This window comes from Franconibacter sp. IITDAS19 (assembly GCF_023079515.1).
In the GTDB taxonomy this organism is placed as follows: Bacteria; Pseudomonadota; Gammaproteobacteria; order Enterobacterales; family Enterobacteriaceae; genus Franconibacter; species Franconibacter pulveris.
Map to the genome: position 1 here is coordinate 389,057 of NZ_JALJCP010000001.1, position 16,949 is coordinate 406,005.

Annotated in this window: 22 protein-coding genes; 14 read left to right on the plus strand and 8 right to left on the minus strand. The window is 56.4% G+C overall.

Translation table 11 applies throughout. The annotated features are described in order from the left end of the window. The first annotated feature begins 2 nt into the window (after window positions 1–2). Genes MT962_RS01980 through MT962_RS02015 form a run of 8 tightly spaced genes read left to right on the plus strand, consistent with a single transcriptional unit; the run spans window position 3 to window position 5,304 of the window. Entirely contained in the window at window positions 3–323 is a 321-nt protein-coding gene (locus MT962_RS01980; RefSeq protein WP_247364383.1) for a hypothetical protein, read from the plus strand. Continuing rightward, complete coding sequence (locus tag MT962_RS01985) at window positions 316–1,200, plus strand: hypothetical protein (RefSeq protein ID WP_247364386.1); 885 nt, start codon at window positions 316–318, stop codon at window positions 1,198–1,200. Before MT962_RS01980 ends, MT962_RS01985 begins: the two co-directional genes overlap by 8 nt. Further along, window positions 1,175–1,825, plus strand: a complete 651-nt coding sequence (locus MT962_RS01990) for a Gp138 family membrane-puncturing spike protein (RefSeq protein ID WP_247364387.1) — start codon at window positions 1,175–1,177, stop codon at window positions 1,823–1,825. The genes MT962_RS01985 and MT962_RS01990 overlap by 26 nt, the downstream gene beginning before the upstream one ends. After that, window positions 1,822–2,172 (plus strand): hypothetical protein, encoded by a 351-nt coding sequence (locus MT962_RS01995; RefSeq protein WP_247364389.1) that lies wholly within the window; start codon window positions 1,822–1,824, stop codon window positions 2,170–2,172. Before MT962_RS01990 ends, MT962_RS01995 begins: the two co-directional genes overlap by 4 nt. Beyond that, window positions 2,159–3,367 (plus strand): baseplate J/gp47 family protein, encoded by a 1,209-nt coding sequence (locus MT962_RS02000; RefSeq protein ID WP_247364390.1) that lies wholly within the window; start codon window positions 2,159–2,161, stop codon window positions 3,365–3,367. Before MT962_RS01995 ends, MT962_RS02000 begins: the two co-directional genes overlap by 14 nt. Then, on the plus strand, window positions 3,364–4,017 hold the full coding sequence (locus MT962_RS02005; protein WP_247364391.1) for a DUF2612 domain-containing protein: 654 nt from the start codon (window positions 3,364–3,366) through the stop codon (window positions 4,015–4,017). The genes MT962_RS02000 and MT962_RS02005 overlap by 4 nt, the downstream gene beginning before the upstream one ends. A 2-nt stretch (window positions 4,018–4,019) precedes the next feature. Then, the gene (locus MT962_RS02010) at window positions 4,020–4,874 is read left to right on the plus strand and encodes a hypothetical protein (RefSeq protein WP_247364392.1); all 855 of its coding nucleotides are present in this window, start codon (window positions 4,020–4,022) and stop codon (window positions 4,872–4,874) included. 1 nt (window position 4,875) lies between these two features. Continuing rightward, window positions 4,876–5,304: a tail fiber assembly protein gene (locus tag MT962_RS02015; RefSeq protein ID WP_247364393.1), complete on the plus strand. Its 429-nt coding sequence runs from the start codon at window positions 4,876–4,878 to the stop codon at window positions 5,302–5,304. A 333-nt stretch (window positions 5,305–5,637) separates the two neighbouring features. On the opposite strand, the gene MT962_RS02020 is transcribed toward MT962_RS02015, so the two are convergent. After that, window positions 5,638–6,702: an AI-2E family transporter gene (locus tag MT962_RS02020; RefSeq protein WP_247364394.1), complete on the minus strand. Its 1,065-nt coding sequence runs from the start codon at window positions 6,700–6,702 to the stop codon at window positions 5,638–5,640. Window positions 6,703–6,983: 281 nt separating this feature from the next. Here MT962_RS02020 and MT962_RS02025 point away from each other — a divergent pair, with 281 nt between their 5' ends. Continuing rightward, window positions 6,984–7,220, plus strand: a complete 237-nt coding sequence (locus tag MT962_RS02025; protein WP_247364396.1) for a DUF2171 domain-containing protein — start codon at window positions 6,984–6,986, stop codon at window positions 7,218–7,220. A 105-nt stretch (window positions 7,221–7,325) separates the two neighbouring features. On the opposite strand, the gene MT962_RS02030 is transcribed toward MT962_RS02025, so the two are convergent. Together MT962_RS02030 and MT962_RS02035 are read right to left on the minus strand one after the other, a co-directional pair. Beyond that, entirely contained in the window at window positions 7,326–7,688 is a 363-nt protein-coding gene (locus MT962_RS02030) for a hypothetical protein (RefSeq protein ID WP_024559488.1), read from the minus strand. Between the two features lie 215 nt (window positions 7,689–7,903). Next, entirely contained in the window at window positions 7,904–8,476 is a 573-nt protein-coding gene (locus MT962_RS02035; RefSeq protein WP_024559489.1) for a TetR/AcrR family transcriptional regulator, read from the minus strand. A gap of 275 nt (window positions 8,477–8,751) precedes the next feature. On the opposite strand from MT962_RS02035, the gene MT962_RS02040 reads away from it, so the two are divergent. From MT962_RS02040 to MT962_RS02050, 3 genes are all read left to right on the plus strand, one after another. Next, a complete protein-coding gene (locus MT962_RS02040) occupies window positions 8,752–9,843 on the plus strand; it encodes an MBL fold metallo-hydrolase (protein ID WP_247364401.1) in 1,092 nt (363 codons plus the stop codon). A 30-nt stretch (window positions 9,844–9,873) separates the two neighbouring features. Beyond that, window positions 9,874–10,206, plus strand: a complete 333-nt coding sequence (locus MT962_RS02045) for a RamA family antibiotic efflux transcriptional regulator (RefSeq protein ID WP_024555500.1) — start codon at window positions 9,874–9,876, stop codon at window positions 10,204–10,206. A 61-nt stretch (window positions 10,207–10,267) separates the two neighbouring features. Further along, window positions 10,268–10,519, plus strand: coding sequence for a DUF1158 domain-containing protein (locus MT962_RS02050; RefSeq protein ID WP_024560883.1), 252 nt, complete (start codon window positions 10,268–10,270; stop codon window positions 10,517–10,519). Between the two features lie 54 nt (window positions 10,520–10,573). Here the strand turns inward: MT962_RS02050 and MT962_RS02055 are convergent, their stop codons facing one another. Continuing rightward, complete coding sequence (locus MT962_RS02055) at window positions 10,574–11,695, minus strand: YbdK family carboxylate-amine ligase (protein ID WP_247364402.1); 1,122 nt, start codon at window positions 11,693–11,695, stop codon at window positions 10,574–10,576. A gap of 339 nt (window positions 11,696–12,034) precedes the next feature. Between MT962_RS02055 and MT962_RS02060 the strand changes: the two genes are divergently transcribed. Both MT962_RS02060 and MT962_RS02065 read left to right on the plus strand, forming a co-directional pair. After that, the gene (locus MT962_RS02060; RefSeq protein ID WP_247364404.1) at window positions 12,035–12,739 is read left to right on the plus strand and encodes a GNAT family protein; all 705 of its coding nucleotides are present in this window, start codon (window positions 12,035–12,037) and stop codon (window positions 12,737–12,739) included. Window positions 12,740–12,750: 11 nt separating this feature from the next. Further along, window positions 12,751–13,428 carry a helix-turn-helix domain-containing protein gene (locus MT962_RS02065; RefSeq protein WP_024555496.1) on the plus strand — a complete coding sequence of 226 codons (678 nt, stop codon included), beginning with the start codon at window positions 12,751–12,753 and terminating at the stop codon, window positions 13,426–13,428. Here MT962_RS02065 and MT962_RS02070 read toward each other — a convergent pair. The 4 genes from MT962_RS02070 to MT962_RS02085 are packed head-to-tail and all read right to left on the minus strand — an operon-like array spanning window position 13,425 to window position 16,948. After that, window positions 13,425–14,012 (minus strand): 2-dehydro-3-deoxy-phosphogluconate aldolase, encoded by a 588-nt coding sequence (locus MT962_RS02070; RefSeq protein ID WP_024555495.1) that lies wholly within the window; start codon window positions 14,010–14,012, stop codon window positions 13,425–13,427. The two genes, MT962_RS02065 and MT962_RS02070, sit on opposite strands and share 4 nt — an antisense overlap. After that, complete coding sequence (locus MT962_RS02075) at window positions 14,002–14,898, minus strand: 2-dehydro-3-deoxygalactonokinase (protein ID WP_024555494.1); 897 nt, start codon at window positions 14,896–14,898, stop codon at window positions 14,002–14,004. Before MT962_RS02075 ends, MT962_RS02070 begins: the two co-directional genes overlap by 11 nt. Further along, the gene (locus tag MT962_RS02080) at window positions 14,895–15,791 is read right to left on the minus strand and encodes a dihydrodipicolinate synthase family protein (protein WP_024555493.1); all 897 of its coding nucleotides are present in this window, start codon (window positions 15,789–15,791) and stop codon (window positions 14,895–14,897) included. Before MT962_RS02080 ends, MT962_RS02075 begins: the two co-directional genes overlap by 4 nt. Beyond that, window positions 15,785–16,948, minus strand: coding sequence for a mandelate racemase/muconate lactonizing enzyme family protein (locus MT962_RS02085; RefSeq protein ID WP_024555492.1), 1,164 nt, complete (start codon window positions 16,946–16,948; stop codon window positions 15,785–15,787). Before MT962_RS02085 ends, MT962_RS02080 begins: the two co-directional genes overlap by 7 nt. Between the last annotated feature and the right edge of the window lies 1 nt (window position 16,949).

Consider the following 16,949-nt stretch of genomic DNA (forward strand, 5'->3'; position numbering starts at 1 on the left):
TGATGAACCAAATACCCGTCAGCCCCTTTCCTCGCCAGTCCCTCTCCGTTGTCCTTGAAAATACGCTGTATGAGCTTTCGCTGAAAGAATGCAACGGCATTATGGCCGTTTCCGTTGTGCGCGATGGCGCGACTATTGTCAGCAACCGCCGCGCCGTTGCCGGCGAGCCGGTGATCCCGCATGGGTATCTGGAAGAGGGGAATTTTATCCTGCTGACCGACAAGGAAGCCTTGCCGTATTACACCGACTTCGAAGGCGCCACGCTCTTTGTCTATATCACACGTGATGAACTGACGGCGCTACGGGGAGGCGCCTATGTTTGATGACCGCGAGGTGCGCATTGGCATAGAGGTGAATGGCGAGATGCAGTTTTATCACGGCGCCGCCTGCAACGTAAAAATTACGAAATCGACCGACAGTACCCAGAACAGCTGCGATCTCGCCCTGGATAATTTATTGCCCCACACTGTTGACTATCTCGTTACTGAGTCCTCTCCCTGGATTCCTGACCGTAACCCTAAATTGGTTACGATCATGGCGGGGCGGCAGTCCACTGGCGTGGAGAATATCTTCAACGGCGATATTGTCTCCGCTATCCCTGGTGGCCCACCGGAGCGAAGCCTCACCATCAAGGCGCTGACGCAAAATGGCGCAAAATATAAATGGACATCGCAATCGGCGCCTAAAACTATCCTGCTTTCTGAACTCAGCAAGCGGGTCGCCGAAGCCTGTTCGCTTCGCCTGCGCTTTGAGGCCGCCGAGAAAACCATCGTCAATTACCTCTATAACGGTCCCGTAACGCAGCAAATTAAAAAGCTGGAACAGGTTGGAGATGTAGATTGCTTTATTGATGACGATGAACTGGTTGTCAAAGACTTTGGCAAGGGAATGCGCGGCGAGGTGCGGGTTATTTCAACACAGAGCGGTATGACGGGCATACCGACGTTCGACGAGAAGGGGGTTAAGGTCACCCTGCTGTTTGATCCCACCATCAGACTGGGCCAGCAAATAGCCATTCAGTCAGAAGTGAACAAGGCGGTAAACGGCCAGTACGTTATCTACCAGTGGGAAGCAAACCTTTCAACCCACAGTACGGACTGGCAGCTGACGCTTTCCTGTAATAACGACAACCTCAAATCGATAGCTGAAAAACGCGAGGCGCAAAAGAAAAAAGATGCCAAATCCAACACCAAGCCGTAAGCCTGGTCAGGAGAGCAGCCTGGCCGGTACGATGGATCTGGTGCTGCGCAAGTTCCTGCTGGATGTCGATGACATGCTGCCGGCGCGCATCGTGGCTTACGACAGAGCAAAGAACCGGGCGCAGATCGCTATTCTCTACCAGGTCACCATGACCGACGGATCGTTGAACCCGCTACTGGCGCCTGCCGAAGTGCCGGTGCTGACCATGGGCGGCGGGGGGCTGTGCCTCTCTTTCCCGTTGCGGCCCGGCGATCTGGGTTGGATAAAAGCCAGCGACCGCGATATGTCGCGTTTTTTTCACTCTTACGAGGCGGAGCCGGGTCATACAGCCCGGCTTCACTGTTTTGAGGACGGCGTATTTATCCCTGACGTGATGAAAGATTTTGTTGTCAATGACGCAGAGGCGGCGACGCTTCAGACGCTGGACGGCGCGACTGCGGTCGCTGTTAAGCCTGGCGCCATCGTTTTGACCGTCGGTTCAACGGTGGTTTCGATTACCGAAGCGGGAATAGAGGTCAATAAACCTGTTAAAGCGCCGCAGTTAACAAACGGCGCTATCAACCTTATCGGTCACGTCCATCACAATCCGGAGGGCGGCGACACCGGTCCCGCAAAAAATCCATGAAAACGTTAGCGACCAATGATCTTTCCGACATTTTTCGCGGACCGGACGGCAATATCGCTATGGTCAGCGGGTCTGCCGCGCTGCGTCAGACCTGCGAGCACGTGTCGCGAACTCGCTTAACCGAACTGCCCTATGCGCAGTCGCGCGGCATTCCCTTCTTTGATATTGCGCTTGGCATGGCGCCGGACGCCGGGCTTTACGACCTTTACTTACGCAGGGCGTTGCTGACCGTGCCGGGCGTCACTGGCGTCGGCGCGATCAATGTCAGCGTGGAGGGCGGTGAACTGCATTACACCGCAGAGATAACTACGATTTACGGTACGGAGAACGCAAGTGGCAACTTATAACTACGTTTCACCGTCAGGCCTTATTGTGCCTGACACGTCGCAAATTCTCGCTGATACGGAAAACGAGTGGAAAGCGCTGTTTGGCGACGATCTTGATGTTACGCCCGACACGCCGCAGGGGATGCTCATCGCCAGCGATGTGGCGGTACGGGCGGAAGTGGCGGCGAATAACGCCGTTCTCGCCAACCAGATCAACCCTAACTATGCAGGCGGCATTTTTCTTGATGACATCTGGGCGCTGACTGGCGGCAAGCGTCGTGCGGCGAGCTATACCCTGGTGGATGGCGTACAGCTCACCGGCATACCTGGCGTAGTGATCCCGTCGGGTTCGCGACGTGCCGCGAACGGCAACCTGTTTGAGTTGTTGTCGACCGTGGTACTGGATAACGCAGGCAGAGGGGTTGGGATTTTTCAGGCGCTGGAGCCGGGGGCTATCGCTTGCCCGGCGCACGCGTTGACCACGCCTGTTGTCGGCTACACGCCGCCGGGATGGGAAACGTCGGACAATCCGCAGGCGGGCTTAATTGGCAGCGAAGCGCAGTCAGACTTCTCCGCTCGCAAGGAGCGACGCCAGACCCTTGCGCTGCAGGGACGCTCGGTAGCCGAGGCAGTTTTTTCGAACGTGAAGGCGTTGTCAGGCGTGAACTCATTGTCGTTGCGAGAAAATACCGACAGCGCAACCGCCATTATCGATGGTATTACGCTTGCCGGGCATTCCGTATGGGTTTGCGTTGATGGCGGCAGCGATGAGGCCGTCGCCGCTGCGCTTTATCGCGCTAAAACGGGCGGGGCAGGGTGGAATGGCGCCGTCAGCGTGGCGGTGACTGACAGCTGGTCGGGGCAAAAAAGCATCGTGCAGTTTGACCGGCCTGCAACCCGCCCCGTAATGGCGAAATTTACGGTTTCAGCGAAGACCGTCGGTACGGGTGACCCCGCTTCGCTAATTAAGGACACCATCCTGAACTATGCCAGCGGTCAGCTTACGAACGGCGAAGAGGGGTTTGTGCTGGGGGCGGATGTCTCGCCCTTTGAGCTTTCTGCGGCGGCGAATACCGCCTCGCCGTCGCTTTTCATCAAAAGCGTAGAGGTAGCCCTTAAAGCCGCAACGCCGACATGGTCGAAAGAGGAGATTGCCATCGGTCTGAATGAGAAAGCCACAATTCAAGTTGATGACATTATCGTGGTGACTCTATGAATATTCAGCCATTCGATTTTAGTGTCGATATTCTGAAGGTCGTTAAGTGGGAATATGACCAGGCGCCGAATTTAAAATTCCTGCTTAACATAAAGCAGGAGTGGTATACACGCCATCACGCCCGGTTCTGGGACGAATGGGAGCGGGATGTTTTTAATTTATTTACCGCCAACGATTTTGGCCTGAATGTCTGGGCGATTATTTTAGATCTGCCGCTTTATACCCAGTCCGCTGCCAGTTCGGCGAGCTACCCCGCTTTTGGATTCAGCGGATTTGGCCTGAACTTTGGTCGCAGCAATTTCGCGACCGATGCGGACACGGTAAACCGGCTAACGGTCGAACAAAAGCGTCAACTGCTGCGGATGCGCTGGTGGCAAATCATCTCTGACGGTTCCATGCCTTCGCTCAACCACGCGCTGTACGATGTATTTGGCAGTGAGGTTTACGCTCTGGACGGACATGATATGGCGATTACCGTCGTCTACCAGAAAGTGTTGCCCAACCTGATGATGCGCCTGCTCCAGGATTTCGACTTAATTCCGCGCCCTGCAGGGGTGAAACTCAACCATCTCGTGAAGCCTGGAGAGGCTTTCGGCTTCGCGCCTCATAACCTTAACTTCGATCAACCTCACTCACAATTCAGGAGTTAATCATGACGTCATTAATTAAAGTCCCCTTTGCCAGCTCAGGGGACAAAACAGCTGTGCCTGAAACCGACGCCAGCGGCGGCGTCAATATGACGCAGGGCTACGGCCAGGCTTATTCGCTCGACCCGGCGACCGACCCCTCCGCAAAGCGCATCGAGCGCGACAAAATGAACTGGCTATTCAACTTAATCACCTCAGCGGTTAATGAAATCCAGACCACTGGCGTTGCGCCGTTTATTACCAGCGAGGATAACGGCGGTTCGCCTTTTTTGTATGGGAAAGGCGCTATGGTGTCGCTGGCGGGTGTGGTCTATCAGTCGCTTGAAGCGGCGAATACCACTACGCCGCCAGGCGCTAAATGGGCAGAAATTAAAAATGCCGCTAATGGATTAAATCGCGCCAACCCCTTTGCAGATATTAAGGCCGACGGTGCGGGCGCTATTGCCTCTGCTCTCGCAAATCTTGGTTTGGGTGAAGCGGCAAAGCGAGGCGTTGGTACCGGGGCGAATCAGATTCCGGATATGAATAGCTTCTTATATTCCACCTCAGGCACAGCCGCATTTGTAATCAGACTTCCTGGCGGGATCGTTATCCAGGGGGATAATTTTTCAACCGACTCGAATGGTTTTAGCCAGATAAAAATGGGCGTAGCAATGTCTGATTATCAGGTTATTGTTTGTGAAGGGCAGTCAGGCGGTTGGCTTGCAAGCGGTGGAATTTATTCGTTCTTGACCGCTTATGGCGCTAACAAAATTAATAGTTCTCAGTTTTCTGTGCGATCCGCGTCATGGCGTGTTGCTGATAAAAATTTTATCGCCCAGCCTACTGTGGGCACATGGATAGCTATCGGGAGAGTATGATATGTACACTTATTATTATAGCGCCGCAAACAATGCTTTTATTGCAGAAGGCAGCTCCTTACTTCAGGAAAAATATTATCAGGATGCAATTCAAGTTTCTGATGAAATATTCAATGAATACTTTCAGTTTGAGAGGGAGGGGAAACGGCGGGCAGGAGGCGCAAACGGGTTACCTTTTTGGGAAACTATTCCAGAGCCCACGCCTGAAGAAAAAAAGGATATAATGATAAAAGAAGCAGAGCTTAAAAAATCAGGACTAATGGCGGAGGCAACCTCTGTAATTAGCCCACTTCAGGACGCCCTGGATCTTGATATGGCAACCTCAGCTGAAGTTAATGCTCTGACAGACTGGAAAAAGTACCGTGTTCTTCTTAATCGAGTGGATACGACTCAGGCTCCAGACATTACCTGGCCTGTTTCTCCATCCTGAGAAATAGAGAGGGCTAATATAGCTATTAGTTAAGCTACAGGCTCTTTGGCTCAATTGAAAAGGCTTTTACACAAGAGGAGGTCCGCTCACTCTATCGGTAATATTACCGTTGTCTGAAGGAGGAAATTTATTTCAACGAGAAAAAATACAGCTAAAGACAGTCGGGCAAAATGAATAGTTATAGTTGAGGGTAGAAACCGTCGATGTCTCGACGGTTTCTAATTTTAGATAGTCCAGAAAGCCGGAAGAACAGGCCAGTAATATCCGGCACGGTGGTTGTATCAACCTTATTCACACATACCGATATCTCTGCCATTGCGTTAACACGGACAGTCACCGGGTAGTTTTATCTTCCCGGTCCGGTTCCGCCAGATATTGCCAGCAGGTGACAAACAGCGCGGCAATCAGCGGCCCAATCACAAAGCCGTTAATGCCGTAAACCGTCAGCCCGCCGAGGGTGGCGACCAGAATTAAATAATCAGGCATTTTAATGTCTTTACCTACCAGAATAGGCCGCAGGATATTGTCGACCAGCCCGACCACGACCACAAACCAGGCGACGAGAATAATCGCTTTCCAGAGCGCGCCCACGGCAAAGAGGTAAATGGCGGCGGGTATCCACACCAGCGCGGTGCCAACCGCAGGCACCAGCGAGAAGAAGGCCATTAGCGCCCCCCACAACAGGCTCCCCTGAATGCCCAGAAACCAGAAGGCGAGGCCGCCAAGGAAACCCTGTATCACCGCAACCACCACCGTGCCTTTTACCGTGGCGCGGGCAACGGTGGCGAAGCGGGAAATCAGACGATACTTCACCCGGTTTTCCAGCGGGATTGCGCGCAGGATCAGCGCCACCAGATGCGCGCCATCTTTAAGTAAGAAAAAGAGCAGATAAAGCATCACGCCGAAACCTATCGCCAGACCGAAGGTGTTCTTGCTGATGGCCAGCGCGCTGCCCGCCAGGAACTGGCTGCCCCGCATTACGGCGGCGGAAAGTTTCCGCTGTATCTCGCCTACATCGTCAAGATCATATTCGGCGAGCAGATGTTGGCCCCAGGCGGGGAGATGGCGGATAACATCGGCGAAGACAACAGACATTGAGGTGTTGTCTTCCTGCAGGTTGCGGTAAACCACGTTAAATTCAGTCGCCAGCGAAGAGAAAATAATGGCCAGCGGGGTAAAAACGATAAGGCAGATAAGCAGTAGCGTCAGCAGCGAAGCCAGATTGTTCCGCCCGCCTGTCGCCCGGCGAATCCACTCTTTGGTTTTATAAAAGATAACGGCCAGGATAGCCGCCCACAGCACTGCCGAAGCGTAGGGCCGCAAAATCGTCATAAAGGCCAGCGTGACGACAGCAAGGATGAGCAGAAAGAAAAACTTAGAAAAGCCTCTTGGCAACATGGATATTCCTTTTTAGTCATTTCAATAAAGCGTCAGCGGCGAAAGCGCGTCGTCCCTGAGCGTCAGTGCTATCGCCCTGTTTATTATGGCAGAAGAGGGGAAGTCTGCTTTTGGCGCGGGCGTGTTTCAGCCTGTTGACGCTTTCCAGGGCGGATAACGCTTCGTGTGAACGGCAAGAGAATAATCTTAAAGGAATTTGGAAGTATTACAGAATATTAATAACGCCTTTTATTGCCATTAAGCTGTCTATACTGACTATTACCTAATCGACAGGAGGACATATGGTAAATAAAAACGAAATTCGCGAACACGCCGAAGTTATCGCCAGCTGTGGTAGCCATGTCGGTATTGTCGACCATCTCGAAGGCGAAGATAAAATTAAGCTGGCCAAAAGCGACCCGAAAGCGGGCGGCATTCACCATTACATCCCGCTGAGCTGGGTTGAAAAAATTGAGAATAACAAAATCCTGCTGAACAAAAACAAGGATGAGGTCACCGCTTCCTGGCAGACCGCCTGACGTTTGCCGAAGGGTTCAGGCGTTGCGCCTGAACCCAAACCTCGCGCTTGTGTCAGCTATAACGAAGCCATACTGCCTTGCACACGTTTTTTCGCATTATTAAGCTTATCTTTTCACGTTTAACTGGCGTTCCAGCGCGTCGATTTGTTGACGGTTGCGCTCGCTAAGATCCCTTGCCATCTCATCGCTCATCGTGGCGGCAAGCCGCATCTGCGTCACTTTATCCTGTAATGTTTTAACCAGCGTCATGGTTACGCTGCGGCCATTTTTCTCATGTTTCACCAGATGCACGCTGTCGCGGTTGCCGCACTGCCAGACAAGAAGCGGATGCGTTACCTCGACCGTTAGCTCAATAGTATGGTGATAGAACACCGCGCGTACCGTGGCGCGCTGGTAGCAGCCGCCCATAATGCTTACTTCAATGTCCGCCGCCAGTAACCGCCGGATGGCTTCCTTACTCAGTTCCATCTTATTTCTCCTGTCAGGTTAATCCTGCCTAACCAGCTTAAGATAAATCTCATTCCTTTGCGGATGCTTACAGTGACAAGCGCAACATTCCCGTGCTTATTTAGCAAACGGCGCGCTGGTTTTAGAAATGAAGCTTTAAATAGAGTAAACGGCGGGAATGCGACAGGTTGTGTCACAAGTCAGAAAAAGAGAGGAAGCCGCGCCCGCGGGCGCGATTAATTTACGCCAAGGGCGCGCCACATGGCGTCGAAACCTACGGCGATCAACTCCTTAGCACGTGCCGGTTCACGGGACGCGAAATCGATAGTGGTCTGCGCAAGCGTAAAGAAAAGGGCGTCGCCAAAAGCGCGCCAGGGGGTAGAGAGAAACACAGGGGCGATGGACTGCTCGCACAGGTTGCGCAGCTCCGGATACATCTCGTTGACCGTCTGGCGAGTTGCTTCGGTTATTTTTTCGCTCACCGCGAGCTGACGCATCGCCTGGTTAGCGAGCGGGTTGCGCAGGCCCCATTCAATATAACTTTCCCAGATATAGCGGGTGATGGCCTTCGGCTCCCCGCTGCGGTCAAGGTTGGCGGTCAGCGGCTGGCAAAAGCCGTGTTTAAGATGCAGATAGAGCGCGTTGTAAAGATCGTCTTTCGTCGGGAAGTAGCGGAAAAGCGTGCCTTCCGCCACGCCAGCTTTACGCGCCACGAGCGCGGTGGAGGCGCCAATGCCCGCTTCGGCAATCGCTTCGGCGGCCGCTTCCAGTAACGCCAGCTTTTTATCTTCACTACGGGGACGAGCCACTGCTTCTACCTCTTTTTTCGAAAACGCGAATTGAACCAGACTCTCCGGCCTGTCGCAAGGCGATAAGTCACATTGTAAAAACGTCTTGACGGGTCAGGTTTGCTTTCTATAATGAGTGTTTACTCACTCATTATCAAGGCGCGCTGCGCTGTTGTAGGTAAATAACCCTGTTTTAAAAGGGATTATATCGGCTTGCGCCGGGCTGTGACGCTTTCGGGAAAAGCAGGGCCGCGATGAGAAAACCGCTACGTTTCTGGGTCACTGGAGTCATCATTATGTTAGCTGCAGCAACAGGCGCCCTGGCGCTTTATCTCGCGCCCGGTTTCGGCGCCGCGCCGCAAGGCGAGCGAAAAGCGTTGATTGCGCGCTCGCCGCACTATCGCGACGGCCAGTTTCAGAATCAGGAACCTACCCGTGTGTTTACCGGCGAAGGCAACCAGTGGGCCGCGTGGGGCGAGTTTCTTTTTAAGCGCATCGATAACCTCAAGCCCGCGCGTCCGCTTCCGCTGGTGCACACCGACATCGCCTCGCTCGACAAAAACGAAGCGGTGGCGCTGTGGCTCGGCCACTCCTCCTGGTATATACAACTCGCGGGAAAACGCATTCTCATCGACCCGGTTTTCAGCGGCTACGCTTCGCCGTTCACGCTCTTCAACCGCGCTTTTACCGGTGACTATCCGTGGTCGGCTAATAACATGCCGGAAATCGATCTGCTGGTGATATCGCACGATCACTACGATCACCTGGATTACGCCACCATTCGGGCGCTGCGCCCGAAAATCCGTCAGGTGGTAACGCCGCTCGGCGTGGGCTCGCATCTTGAAGCCTGGGGCGTCTCTCCTTCGCGCATCAGCGAGCTGGACTGGCAACAGTCGGTCAGCATCGCTGATGACCTGACGCTCTACGCGTTGCCTGCGCGTCATTTCTCCGGTCGCGGGCTGAAAGGCAACCAGACGCTGTGGGCAAGCTTTCTGTTTGAAACGCCGCAGCAAAAGCTCTACTACAGCGGCGACAGCGGCTACGGCCCGCACTTTAAAGCCATCGGCGAACGGTTTGGCGGCGTGGATCTGGCAATCATGGAAAACGGTCAGTATGACCGCGACTGGAAGCAGATCCATATGATGCCTGAAGAGACGGCGCAGGCCGCGCAGGATCTCGGCGCTAAGCGCGTACTGCCGGGCCATAACGGACGTTTCGCGATGGCGAAGCACGCCTGGAACGACCCGTTAAAACGGCTGGCGGCCGCAAGCCAGGATAAGCCCTGGCAGCTGCTGACGCCGCGCCCCGGCGAGCCGGTTCGCTTGATGGACACGCAGCAGCGTTTTCGCGCGTGGTGGGAAGACGACGAAACCGTCGAGCCACGTTAACACTCAACCTAAAAACAGAGGGACGCTTGTATGGAACTGCCCGCTCAGGTTATAGAAACCCTCACCGGCTGGATCGACGACAATCTGCATAAGCCGCTGCGCATTGACGATGTCGCACGCCACGCCGGTTATTCTAAATGGCATTTGCAGCGCCTGTTTCACCATCACAAAGGGGAAAGTTTAGGGCGCTATATTCGCGAGAAAAAGCTCAACCTCGCCGCGCGCGATTTGCGTGCCACCGACGAGAGAGTGCTCGATATTTCGCTTAAGTATGGTTTTGAATCACAGCAGACATTTACGCGGCTCTTTACCCGCCATTTTCGTCTGTCGCCGGGCAGCTACCGGCGGCAGGCGAACGGCTGAGTTTGCAAGGTCGGGCGAATTCCCCGACAATGCGCCTTTTAAACTCAGGCTGTAATCCCCCATGACGCATCCGCTTGAATCTCTGATGGTGGCCGGCGGCATTCTGCTGCTGGCCTTTCTCTCTTGTCTGCTGCTGCCTGCGCCCGTGCTGGCGCTGTCGCTCGCGCAGAACATTATCGCCACCTTCCATTTGCAGGATCTTGGTCAGCTTTACACCATTATCTTCTGCGCCTGGTTTCTCTTCCTTGGCGCGCTTGAATATCTGGTTATCCGCTTTGTCTGGCGGCGCTGGTTTTCGATTGAGCGCAGTTAGAGATGTTTCTCCGGCGACGGAAACCGCCCGCTGCGCCGGAGAACCCGTCTGCAATTAAAGCTCCGCCGCCCAGATTTCGCCGTTATGGCGCACCAGCTCTGAAAGCGACATCCCGTCAGACATAAACTCGCGCATGCTGCGCGCGTCGCTGTCGTTATTTCTTACGTAGCGGTGAATGCCTTCCAGTGCGCTCTGGCCGTTCAGCGTTGCGGCGTAGCGCTCAACCTTGTCCAGCATGCGCAGGATATCCTCACCGATGGTGCGCTGTTCACCGGTGCCGACATCCGTCAGCGTGCCCTCCAGCCCATATCGGCAGGCGCTGAAGCGGTTGAAGCGGTAGATTAGGTAGTCTTCCGCCTTCGGTTTAAACGGGCGCTCTTCCAGCAGCCAGTGCGCGATAGCCTGAATAAAACCGGCAATATTGATGGCGCGCGACAGAGAGAGCGGCGTATCCATCACCCGCACTTCAACCGTGCCGAAACCGGGGCTTGGCCGGATATCCCAGTGCAGATCTTTAATCGATTCCACCACGCCGGTGCCTTCCAGCCGGGCGTACATTTTTTCAAACTGCGTCCAGTTCTCCACAAAAGGCGCCGGGCCGTTATCCGGGAAAGCGGAGAAGATATTGAGCCTTGACGAGGCGAAACCCGTGTCTGACCCCTGCATATAAGGCGACGAGGCGGAAAGGGCGACGAAATGCGGTACGAAGCGCGACAGCCCGTGCAGCAAATAAATAGCCTCATCGCCGGTGCGGCAGCCTACGTGGACATGCTGGCCGAACACCGTCGCCTGTTTAATGAGGTAACCGAACAGCTCAAGGGTGCGGGCATAGCGTTCGCTTGAGCACACCTCCTGACGCTGCCATTTCTGAAACGGGTGCGTGCCGCCGCCGCTAATCACCAGATGATGCCGCTGGGCGCAGGTGAGGATCTCGCGCTGCAGCACGGCGAACTGGGCGCTGGCCTGGTTAATGTCCTTGCACACGCCCGTCGCTATCTCCAGCATGCTTTCCGTGATGTCGTGTTTCACTTCCCCGGCGCTGATTTTCCCTTCCAGCTCGCTGATAAGCGTGGAGGAGTCCTGGCTTAAGTTGTAACCCGGCGGGCTGGCTACCTGCAGCTCCAGCTCAATGCCGAGGGTGAAAGGATCGGAGGCGTTAAAAGGTTTCAGAGGCATAGGCGTTTCTCATTTTATAACAGCCAGAACCGCGGCTGCGGGGTAAAGTCTTTCTGCAAGTATAGTCACGTGAAATCATCTGGTTGCGCTTAAGCGGCTCGGATAAAACCGAGTTGTCTGCCTGGCAAAAAGCGCGCAGGCGAGGGGAACTCCTTCAGAAATAACAGCAAAACAGCGAGTGAATGCCGCCTCAGTTTTTGAGCGAAAAGAGGGGGGGAAATGCTCACGCCGCGCTGGCAGCGACGCGTTTAGCTGGCTCATGTGAACGACAATCGCTTTCCTCCCAATGCGTTACCTGATACAACAATTCATTAACAACCACACCCGCAAGGACTCCCCGTGACAGAGCTAAACCATTACCACCAGGTCGTCGGCGCGCCAGTGCCGGAATGGCAGGGCGCACGTCCGCTTTCGCGTGCGGCGCTGGTCGGTCGTTATTGCCGTCTTGAGCCGCTGGATGCGCAGAGCCATTCACAGCAGCTTTTCGAGGCGTACCAGCTTGCGCCCGACGAGCGGGACTGGACATGGCTCGCCTCTTCGCGCCCCGATACGCCGCAGGCGGCCTGGCACTGGGTGCAAGGGAAAGCGGCGGACCCGACGCTGGTACCTTACGCCGTGGTAGAACAAAAGCGCGGTGAAGCGGTAGGGCTGGTGTGCTTTATGCGCATTGATACCAGCAACGGCACGGTGGAAATTGGCCACGTCACCTGGTCGCCGCGCATGAAAAACAGCGTACTTGGCACCGAAGCCGTCTGGCTGCTGTTAAGCGCGGCGTTTGAGCAAGGTTATCGCCGGGTGGAATGGAAGTGTGATTCGCTGAACACCGCATCGCATAATGCGGCGCTGCGGCTCGGCTTTACCTTTGAAGGGCGCCTGCGGCAGATGATGGTGCGCAAAGGCCGCAATCGCGACAGCGAGTGGTTTTCCATTATCGACGGCGAATGGCCGCAGCGAAACGCCGCGCTGAGCCGCTGGCTGGCGCCGGAAAACTTCGATGCGCAGGGACGGCAAAAACAGCCGCTCTCGGCGTTTCACGCGCGCTGAGCGGGGGCGGAATGCTGCTGCGTTCGGTTCATGACGCGTTTCGCTGTCTTAACCTGCTGGCGAGCCTCGGCGCGCCTGCCGGCATTCGCGAAATAGGCCGTCAGCTGGCGCTGGATTCCGCCAAAGTCACGCGGCTAATGCAAACCTTGCTGGCGCTGGAGATGGTGCAGCGCAACGAAAAGCGGAAATATTCGCTCGGCCCAGGCATACACCGCTTTTCCGCCCAGGTTATCCATAACTCCGCCTTTTACAAAGCGGTACTGGAGACGCTGGAAGAGGTAGGCAACCAGCCCGTTTCTATTGTGGTTGGCATACTGAGCGGCAAAGAGGTGGTCTATCTCATCCACACGCGGCAGGGAAAAAGCGTGGCCAGGGCTATCGGCAACTACGATTCTTACCCGGTTGTCGACTCGGTTATCGGTATTAAACTGCTGGCGGCGCGCAGCGATGAAGAAATTATCGATCTTATCGGCATACACGATTTTCAGCTTATCAGGGCGGACATCGATGCGGCGCGGCGTCATCAGGTGCTGGTGAAAGCCTGGCCGGACGGCGAGTATCGCATGGCCTGCATCATTCCCGGCATGCAGGCGGCGATTGCGCTTTCCAATCTGAGCGGAGAAAAGCTCGAGCTGGAGGCGCTTAAAGCGTTTCTGGTTTCGGCGGCGCAAAAAATCAGCGGCGGCTAGCGGACAAGCGAAGCGGCCCGTTGACGGGTGACGCTGGCCGCCTGGCCCGGGCGATAGAGCGCGGAGCCGATGCCTACGCTGTCGTAATGCTGCAAAAAGGCGGCCATATTATTCTCATCAATCCCCCCGACCGCGCAAAACGGCACCGCCTGCGACAGCGGCCCTTTAATCAGTTGAGGCCAGCTGGCGGGCAGCGTCACCGCTGGAAAAATTTTCAGCGCGTCCACCCCCAGCGCGCAGGCGGCGAAAATCTCCGTGCTGGTATAGACGCCCGCGCAGATTTTCAGCCCCTGCGCTCTGCATGTCTCCACCACGTTTTCATCCAGATTCGGCGTTAGCGCGTAATCGGCGCCCGCTTGCGCGCATGCCGCCGCCTGCGCAGGGGTGATAATGGTGCCGCCGCCAAGATTCACCCGCTGGGCGAAATGGCGCTTAATCAGCCGGATGCTTTGCGTCCAGTCGGGCGAATTGGCCGGGATCTCCACATCCACAATATTATGGTCCACCAGCGCCTCGACCTGCGCCACGCAGTCATCCGGCGTTACGCCGCGTAAGATAGCGATAATGCGTCCGTTAAACAGCATCGTTAAACACCTTATTCAGTCCGGCCAGCAGCGCCGCTTCGGCTTCAAGCGTCAGGCAGGGCAGGTCGAGCAGTTTGCACGCCTGCTGATAGTGGCGCAGCAGCGGCGCAGCGCCAATAAAACAGACCGCTTCCCCGCGGGGATGGCCGCTCAGGATTTCATGACCGATGAGCAGGCCAGAAAGCCAGCTGCTCGCGCAGGCGGCGTCAATCTCGCCTAAGATATAGCGGCCCCGGCAGCGGAACAGCTCGCTAACCAGTTCGGCGCTGCCCCGTGCAATGGCGATGGCCGTTTCCACGCCGTCCTGAAAGCGGCCGTCATCCGGGCGCTGTTCGGGCAGCCCGCGTCCCACCACGGAATGATTCAACACCAGGTCATAAAGCTCGCCGGTCATTATCGTGCGCAGGCTGACCACGTTTTGCAGGGCGCGATCGACCGTTATCCATTTGCTGTGGGTGCCGACGGCGGCGAAAACGCGGGCGTCGCATAGCGTCAGCGCCCCCGCCAGCTGCATCTCTTCGCCGCGGCAGATCTCATGCTCCGCCCGGCTGCAAATGCCGGGCCTGACGGTCAACGGGTTGGGCAACACCCCTTCCAGCACAACGCCGCGCGCGGTCAACGCCTTGAAACTCAGCGGCAGCGACTGATAACCCGCGTCGATAATACCGATGTTGCTGCCGATCATGCCGCACAGGATAACCGGCGTGCGGGTGTCGTATTCGTCGCCAAGGCGCGCCAGCTCTTCACGCAAAATCTCTCCCAGCGCTTCGCGCGGCGCGCGGGCCACCCCTTTTGGCGACGCCACGCTGCGCACCACCTCTCCATGCCTTATGCGCATGGCGCGAAAATTGCTGCTGCCCCAGTCAACGGCGATATAGTCGCTCATCGCGCACGCTCCAGAATCGCCAGCGGCAGATGGTCGGTGATGTCGCAAAGCTCCTCGCGCGTGGTCTCATCCAGCGTTTTAGCCGGGTCTCGCACGGTGCGGGTGGCAAAGAGGCCGGAGCGGTAGAGGATCTCTTTATGCACCGCTACGCCGATGCCCGGCTGCACGCCATAACGCAGAAACGGCAGATAACGATAAAAATGCGCGCGCGCCTCCTCGCGGTCGCGCGGCCAGGCCTGCAAAATGGCGTTAATCACCTCCGGAAATTCGCAGGCCGGCATGGTGCCAATAATGCCGCGCGCCAGCTCCTCATAGAGAAAACCGGCGTTCAGGCCGCCAAACAGGCCCACGCGATCGCGCAGCGCCGTTTTAAGCTCGGTTATCTTCAGCGTCGTGGGCGGCTGTTCGACTTTGATATAGCGTATTTGTGGGTGCGTTTCGCACAGGCGGACCAGCGTCGCCACGGGGATATTCACACCGGTCATCAGCGGCGCGTCCTGGATCATGATGTCGATATCGCACTGGCGGCAGATGTCGCTGTAGAAACGGTAAATCTCTTCCGGCCCCGGTTTCACCACGGCAGGCGGGTTTACCATCGCCACATCCGCGCCCCACGACTGGATGCGCTGAATATCTTCAACCGCCGCCTGTGACGATCCGCCGCCAGCCGCCGCGACCAGCGGCAGATGGCCTGTCAGCGCTTTTACCGTGCGGAAGATCGCCGCTTTTTCTTTCCCTGTCAGCGCATAGCCTTCCGACGCGTTGCCGAACAGCGCAAGCCCATCGATGCCCTGCTCAAGCAGAAAGCCCACCAGCCTTTCAATAGAGGCCAGGTCTACCGCGCCCTGGTCGTCGAACGCGGTGGCGAGAATAGGAACGTTACCTTTTAACATACGTCACTCCAGACAGATTCGCGTACGCGTTGTTCATCAATTTCAATACCCAGCCCGGCGCCTTGCGCCAGCGCATAGTGACCCGCTTCGCAGCGCAGCGGCTGGCGCAACAGGCTGTTAGCCACCTCCAGCACAGGCGGTTGATATTCCAGCATAAAGAGATGCGGCAGGGCGGCGGCCACGTGGATGGACGCGGCGATACAGGGGCCAAGCCCGACGCTTAAGTGCGGCGCCACCTGCAGATGCCAGGTCTGCGCAAGGGTCGCGATGCGCATCAGCTCGGTAATGCCGGTGCGGCCCACATCGGGCTGAAGAATGTCGACGGCGCGCTGCTCAATAAAAGGCCGGAACTGGTAACAGGTGCGCTCGGTTTCGCCAAGGGCGATGGGCACGGCGCTTTTACGGCGCAGTTCAGCGTGCCCGGCCACATCCTCCGGCAGCAAAGGCGCTTCAAGGAAGCTGACGTTAAGCGCATTCAGCCCCGCCGAAAGCTGCGCCGCTTCACTGACGCTGTAGTTCCAGTGGGCGTCCACGAAAAGCGTTGCCTGCGGTCCGAGCGCGTCGCGGATAGCCCGCACGTTTTTCAGGTCTTCGCTCACGCCGTAGCCCAGCGCCAGCTTGATGGCGTTAAAGCCTTTCGCCTGCCACTCGCGGGCCAGCTCGCAGCGCTCTTCAAGCGTTGGACGCGGCAGGCCTGAAACATAACAGGGCACCTTTTCGCGAAACTTGCCGCCCAGCAGCTGGTGGACGGGCAGATCCAACAGGCGGCCTTTAAGGTCCCACAGCGCGATATCCACGGCCGCCAGCGCGTCGATGTGATATCCGGCGACATGCCCGCGATCGCGCATCGAGTCGTACATTCTGGCGTTCAGCACTGCGCTGTCGAATGGACTGGCGCCAAGCAGCAGCGGCTTAAACAGATGCGTTATCAGCTGGGCGATAACCTGCGGCACCACCGGGGCGAGCGCCTCCCCCCAGCCAACCTGCCCGTCATCACTGGTGATTTTCACCAGGCAAGTCTCCATCTTGCGGGAATAGACGCAGCGGTATTCCGGGCGGTAGTAATAGTCTGCAGCGTCGTCATCCGGCCTGCCGCCAAGGTAAATCTCCTGCGGCCTGATTTTTAGCGGGAAGCACTGCACGTCAACAATCTTCATT

Bases quoted from the DNA above. Each gene is read 5' to 3' on its own strand.
- MT962_RS01980 (WP_247364383.1), top strand. From the start codon at position 3: ATGAACCAAATACCCGTCAGCCCCTTTCCTCGCCAGTCCCTCTCCGTT.
- MT962_RS01985 (WP_247364386.1), top strand. From the start codon at position 316: ATGTTTGATGACCGCGAGGTGCGCATTGGCATAGAGGTGAATGGCGAG.
- MT962_RS01990 (WP_247364387.1), top strand. From the start codon at position 1,175: ATGCCAAATCCAACACCAAGCCGTAAGCCTGGTCAGGAGAGCAGCCTG.
- MT962_RS01995 (WP_247364389.1), top strand. From the start codon at position 1,822: ATGAAAACGTTAGCGACCAATGATCTTTCCGACATTTTTCGCGGACCG.
- MT962_RS02005 (WP_247364391.1), top strand. From the start codon at position 3,364: ATGAATATTCAGCCATTCGATTTTAGTGTCGATATTCTGAAGGTCGTT.
- MT962_RS02010 (WP_247364392.1), top strand. From the start codon at position 4,020: ATGACGTCATTAATTAAAGTCCCCTTTGCCAGCTCAGGGGACAAAACA.
- MT962_RS02015 (WP_247364393.1), top strand. From the start codon at position 4,876: ATGTACACTTATTATTATAGCGCCGCAAACAATGCTTTTATTGCAGAA.
- MT962_RS02020 (WP_247364394.1), bottom strand. From the start codon at position 6,702: ATGTTGCCAAGAGGCTTTTCTAAGTTTTTCTTTCTGCTCATCCTTGCT.
- MT962_RS02025 (WP_247364396.1), top strand. From the start codon at position 6,984: ATGGTAAATAAAAACGAAATTCGCGAACACGCCGAAGTTATCGCCAGC.
- MT962_RS02030 (WP_024559488.1), bottom strand. From the start codon at position 7,688: ATGGAACTGAGTAAGGAAGCCATCCGGCGGTTACTGGCGGCGGACATT.
- MT962_RS02040 (WP_247364401.1), top strand. From the start codon at position 8,752: ATGTTAGCTGCAGCAACAGGCGCCCTGGCGCTTTATCTCGCGCCCGGT.
- MT962_RS02045 (WP_024555500.1), top strand. From the start codon at position 9,874: ATGGAACTGCCCGCTCAGGTTATAGAAACCCTCACCGGCTGGATCGAC.
- MT962_RS02050 (WP_024560883.1), top strand. From the start codon at position 10,268: ATGACGCATCCGCTTGAATCTCTGATGGTGGCCGGCGGCATTCTGCTG.
- MT962_RS02055 (WP_247364402.1), bottom strand. From the start codon at position 11,695: ATGCCTCTGAAACCTTTTAACGCCTCCGATCCTTTCACCCTCGGCATT.
- MT962_RS02065 (WP_024555496.1), top strand. From the start codon at position 12,751: ATGCTGCTGCGTTCGGTTCATGACGCGTTTCGCTGTCTTAACCTGCTG.
- MT962_RS02070 (WP_024555495.1), bottom strand. From the start codon at position 14,012: ATGCTGTTTAACGGACGCATTATCGCTATCTTACGCGGCGTAACGCCG.
- MT962_RS02075 (WP_024555494.1), bottom strand. From the start codon at position 14,898: ATGAGCGACTATATCGCCGTTGACTGGGGCAGCAGCAATTTTCGCGCC.
- MT962_RS02080 (WP_024555493.1), bottom strand. From the start codon at position 15,791: ATGTTAAAAGGTAACGTTCCTATTCTCGCCACCGCGTTCGACGACCAG.
- MT962_RS02085 (WP_024555492.1), bottom strand. From the start codon at position 16,948: ATGAAGATTGTTGACGTGCAGTGCTTCCCGCTAAAAATCAGGCCGCAG.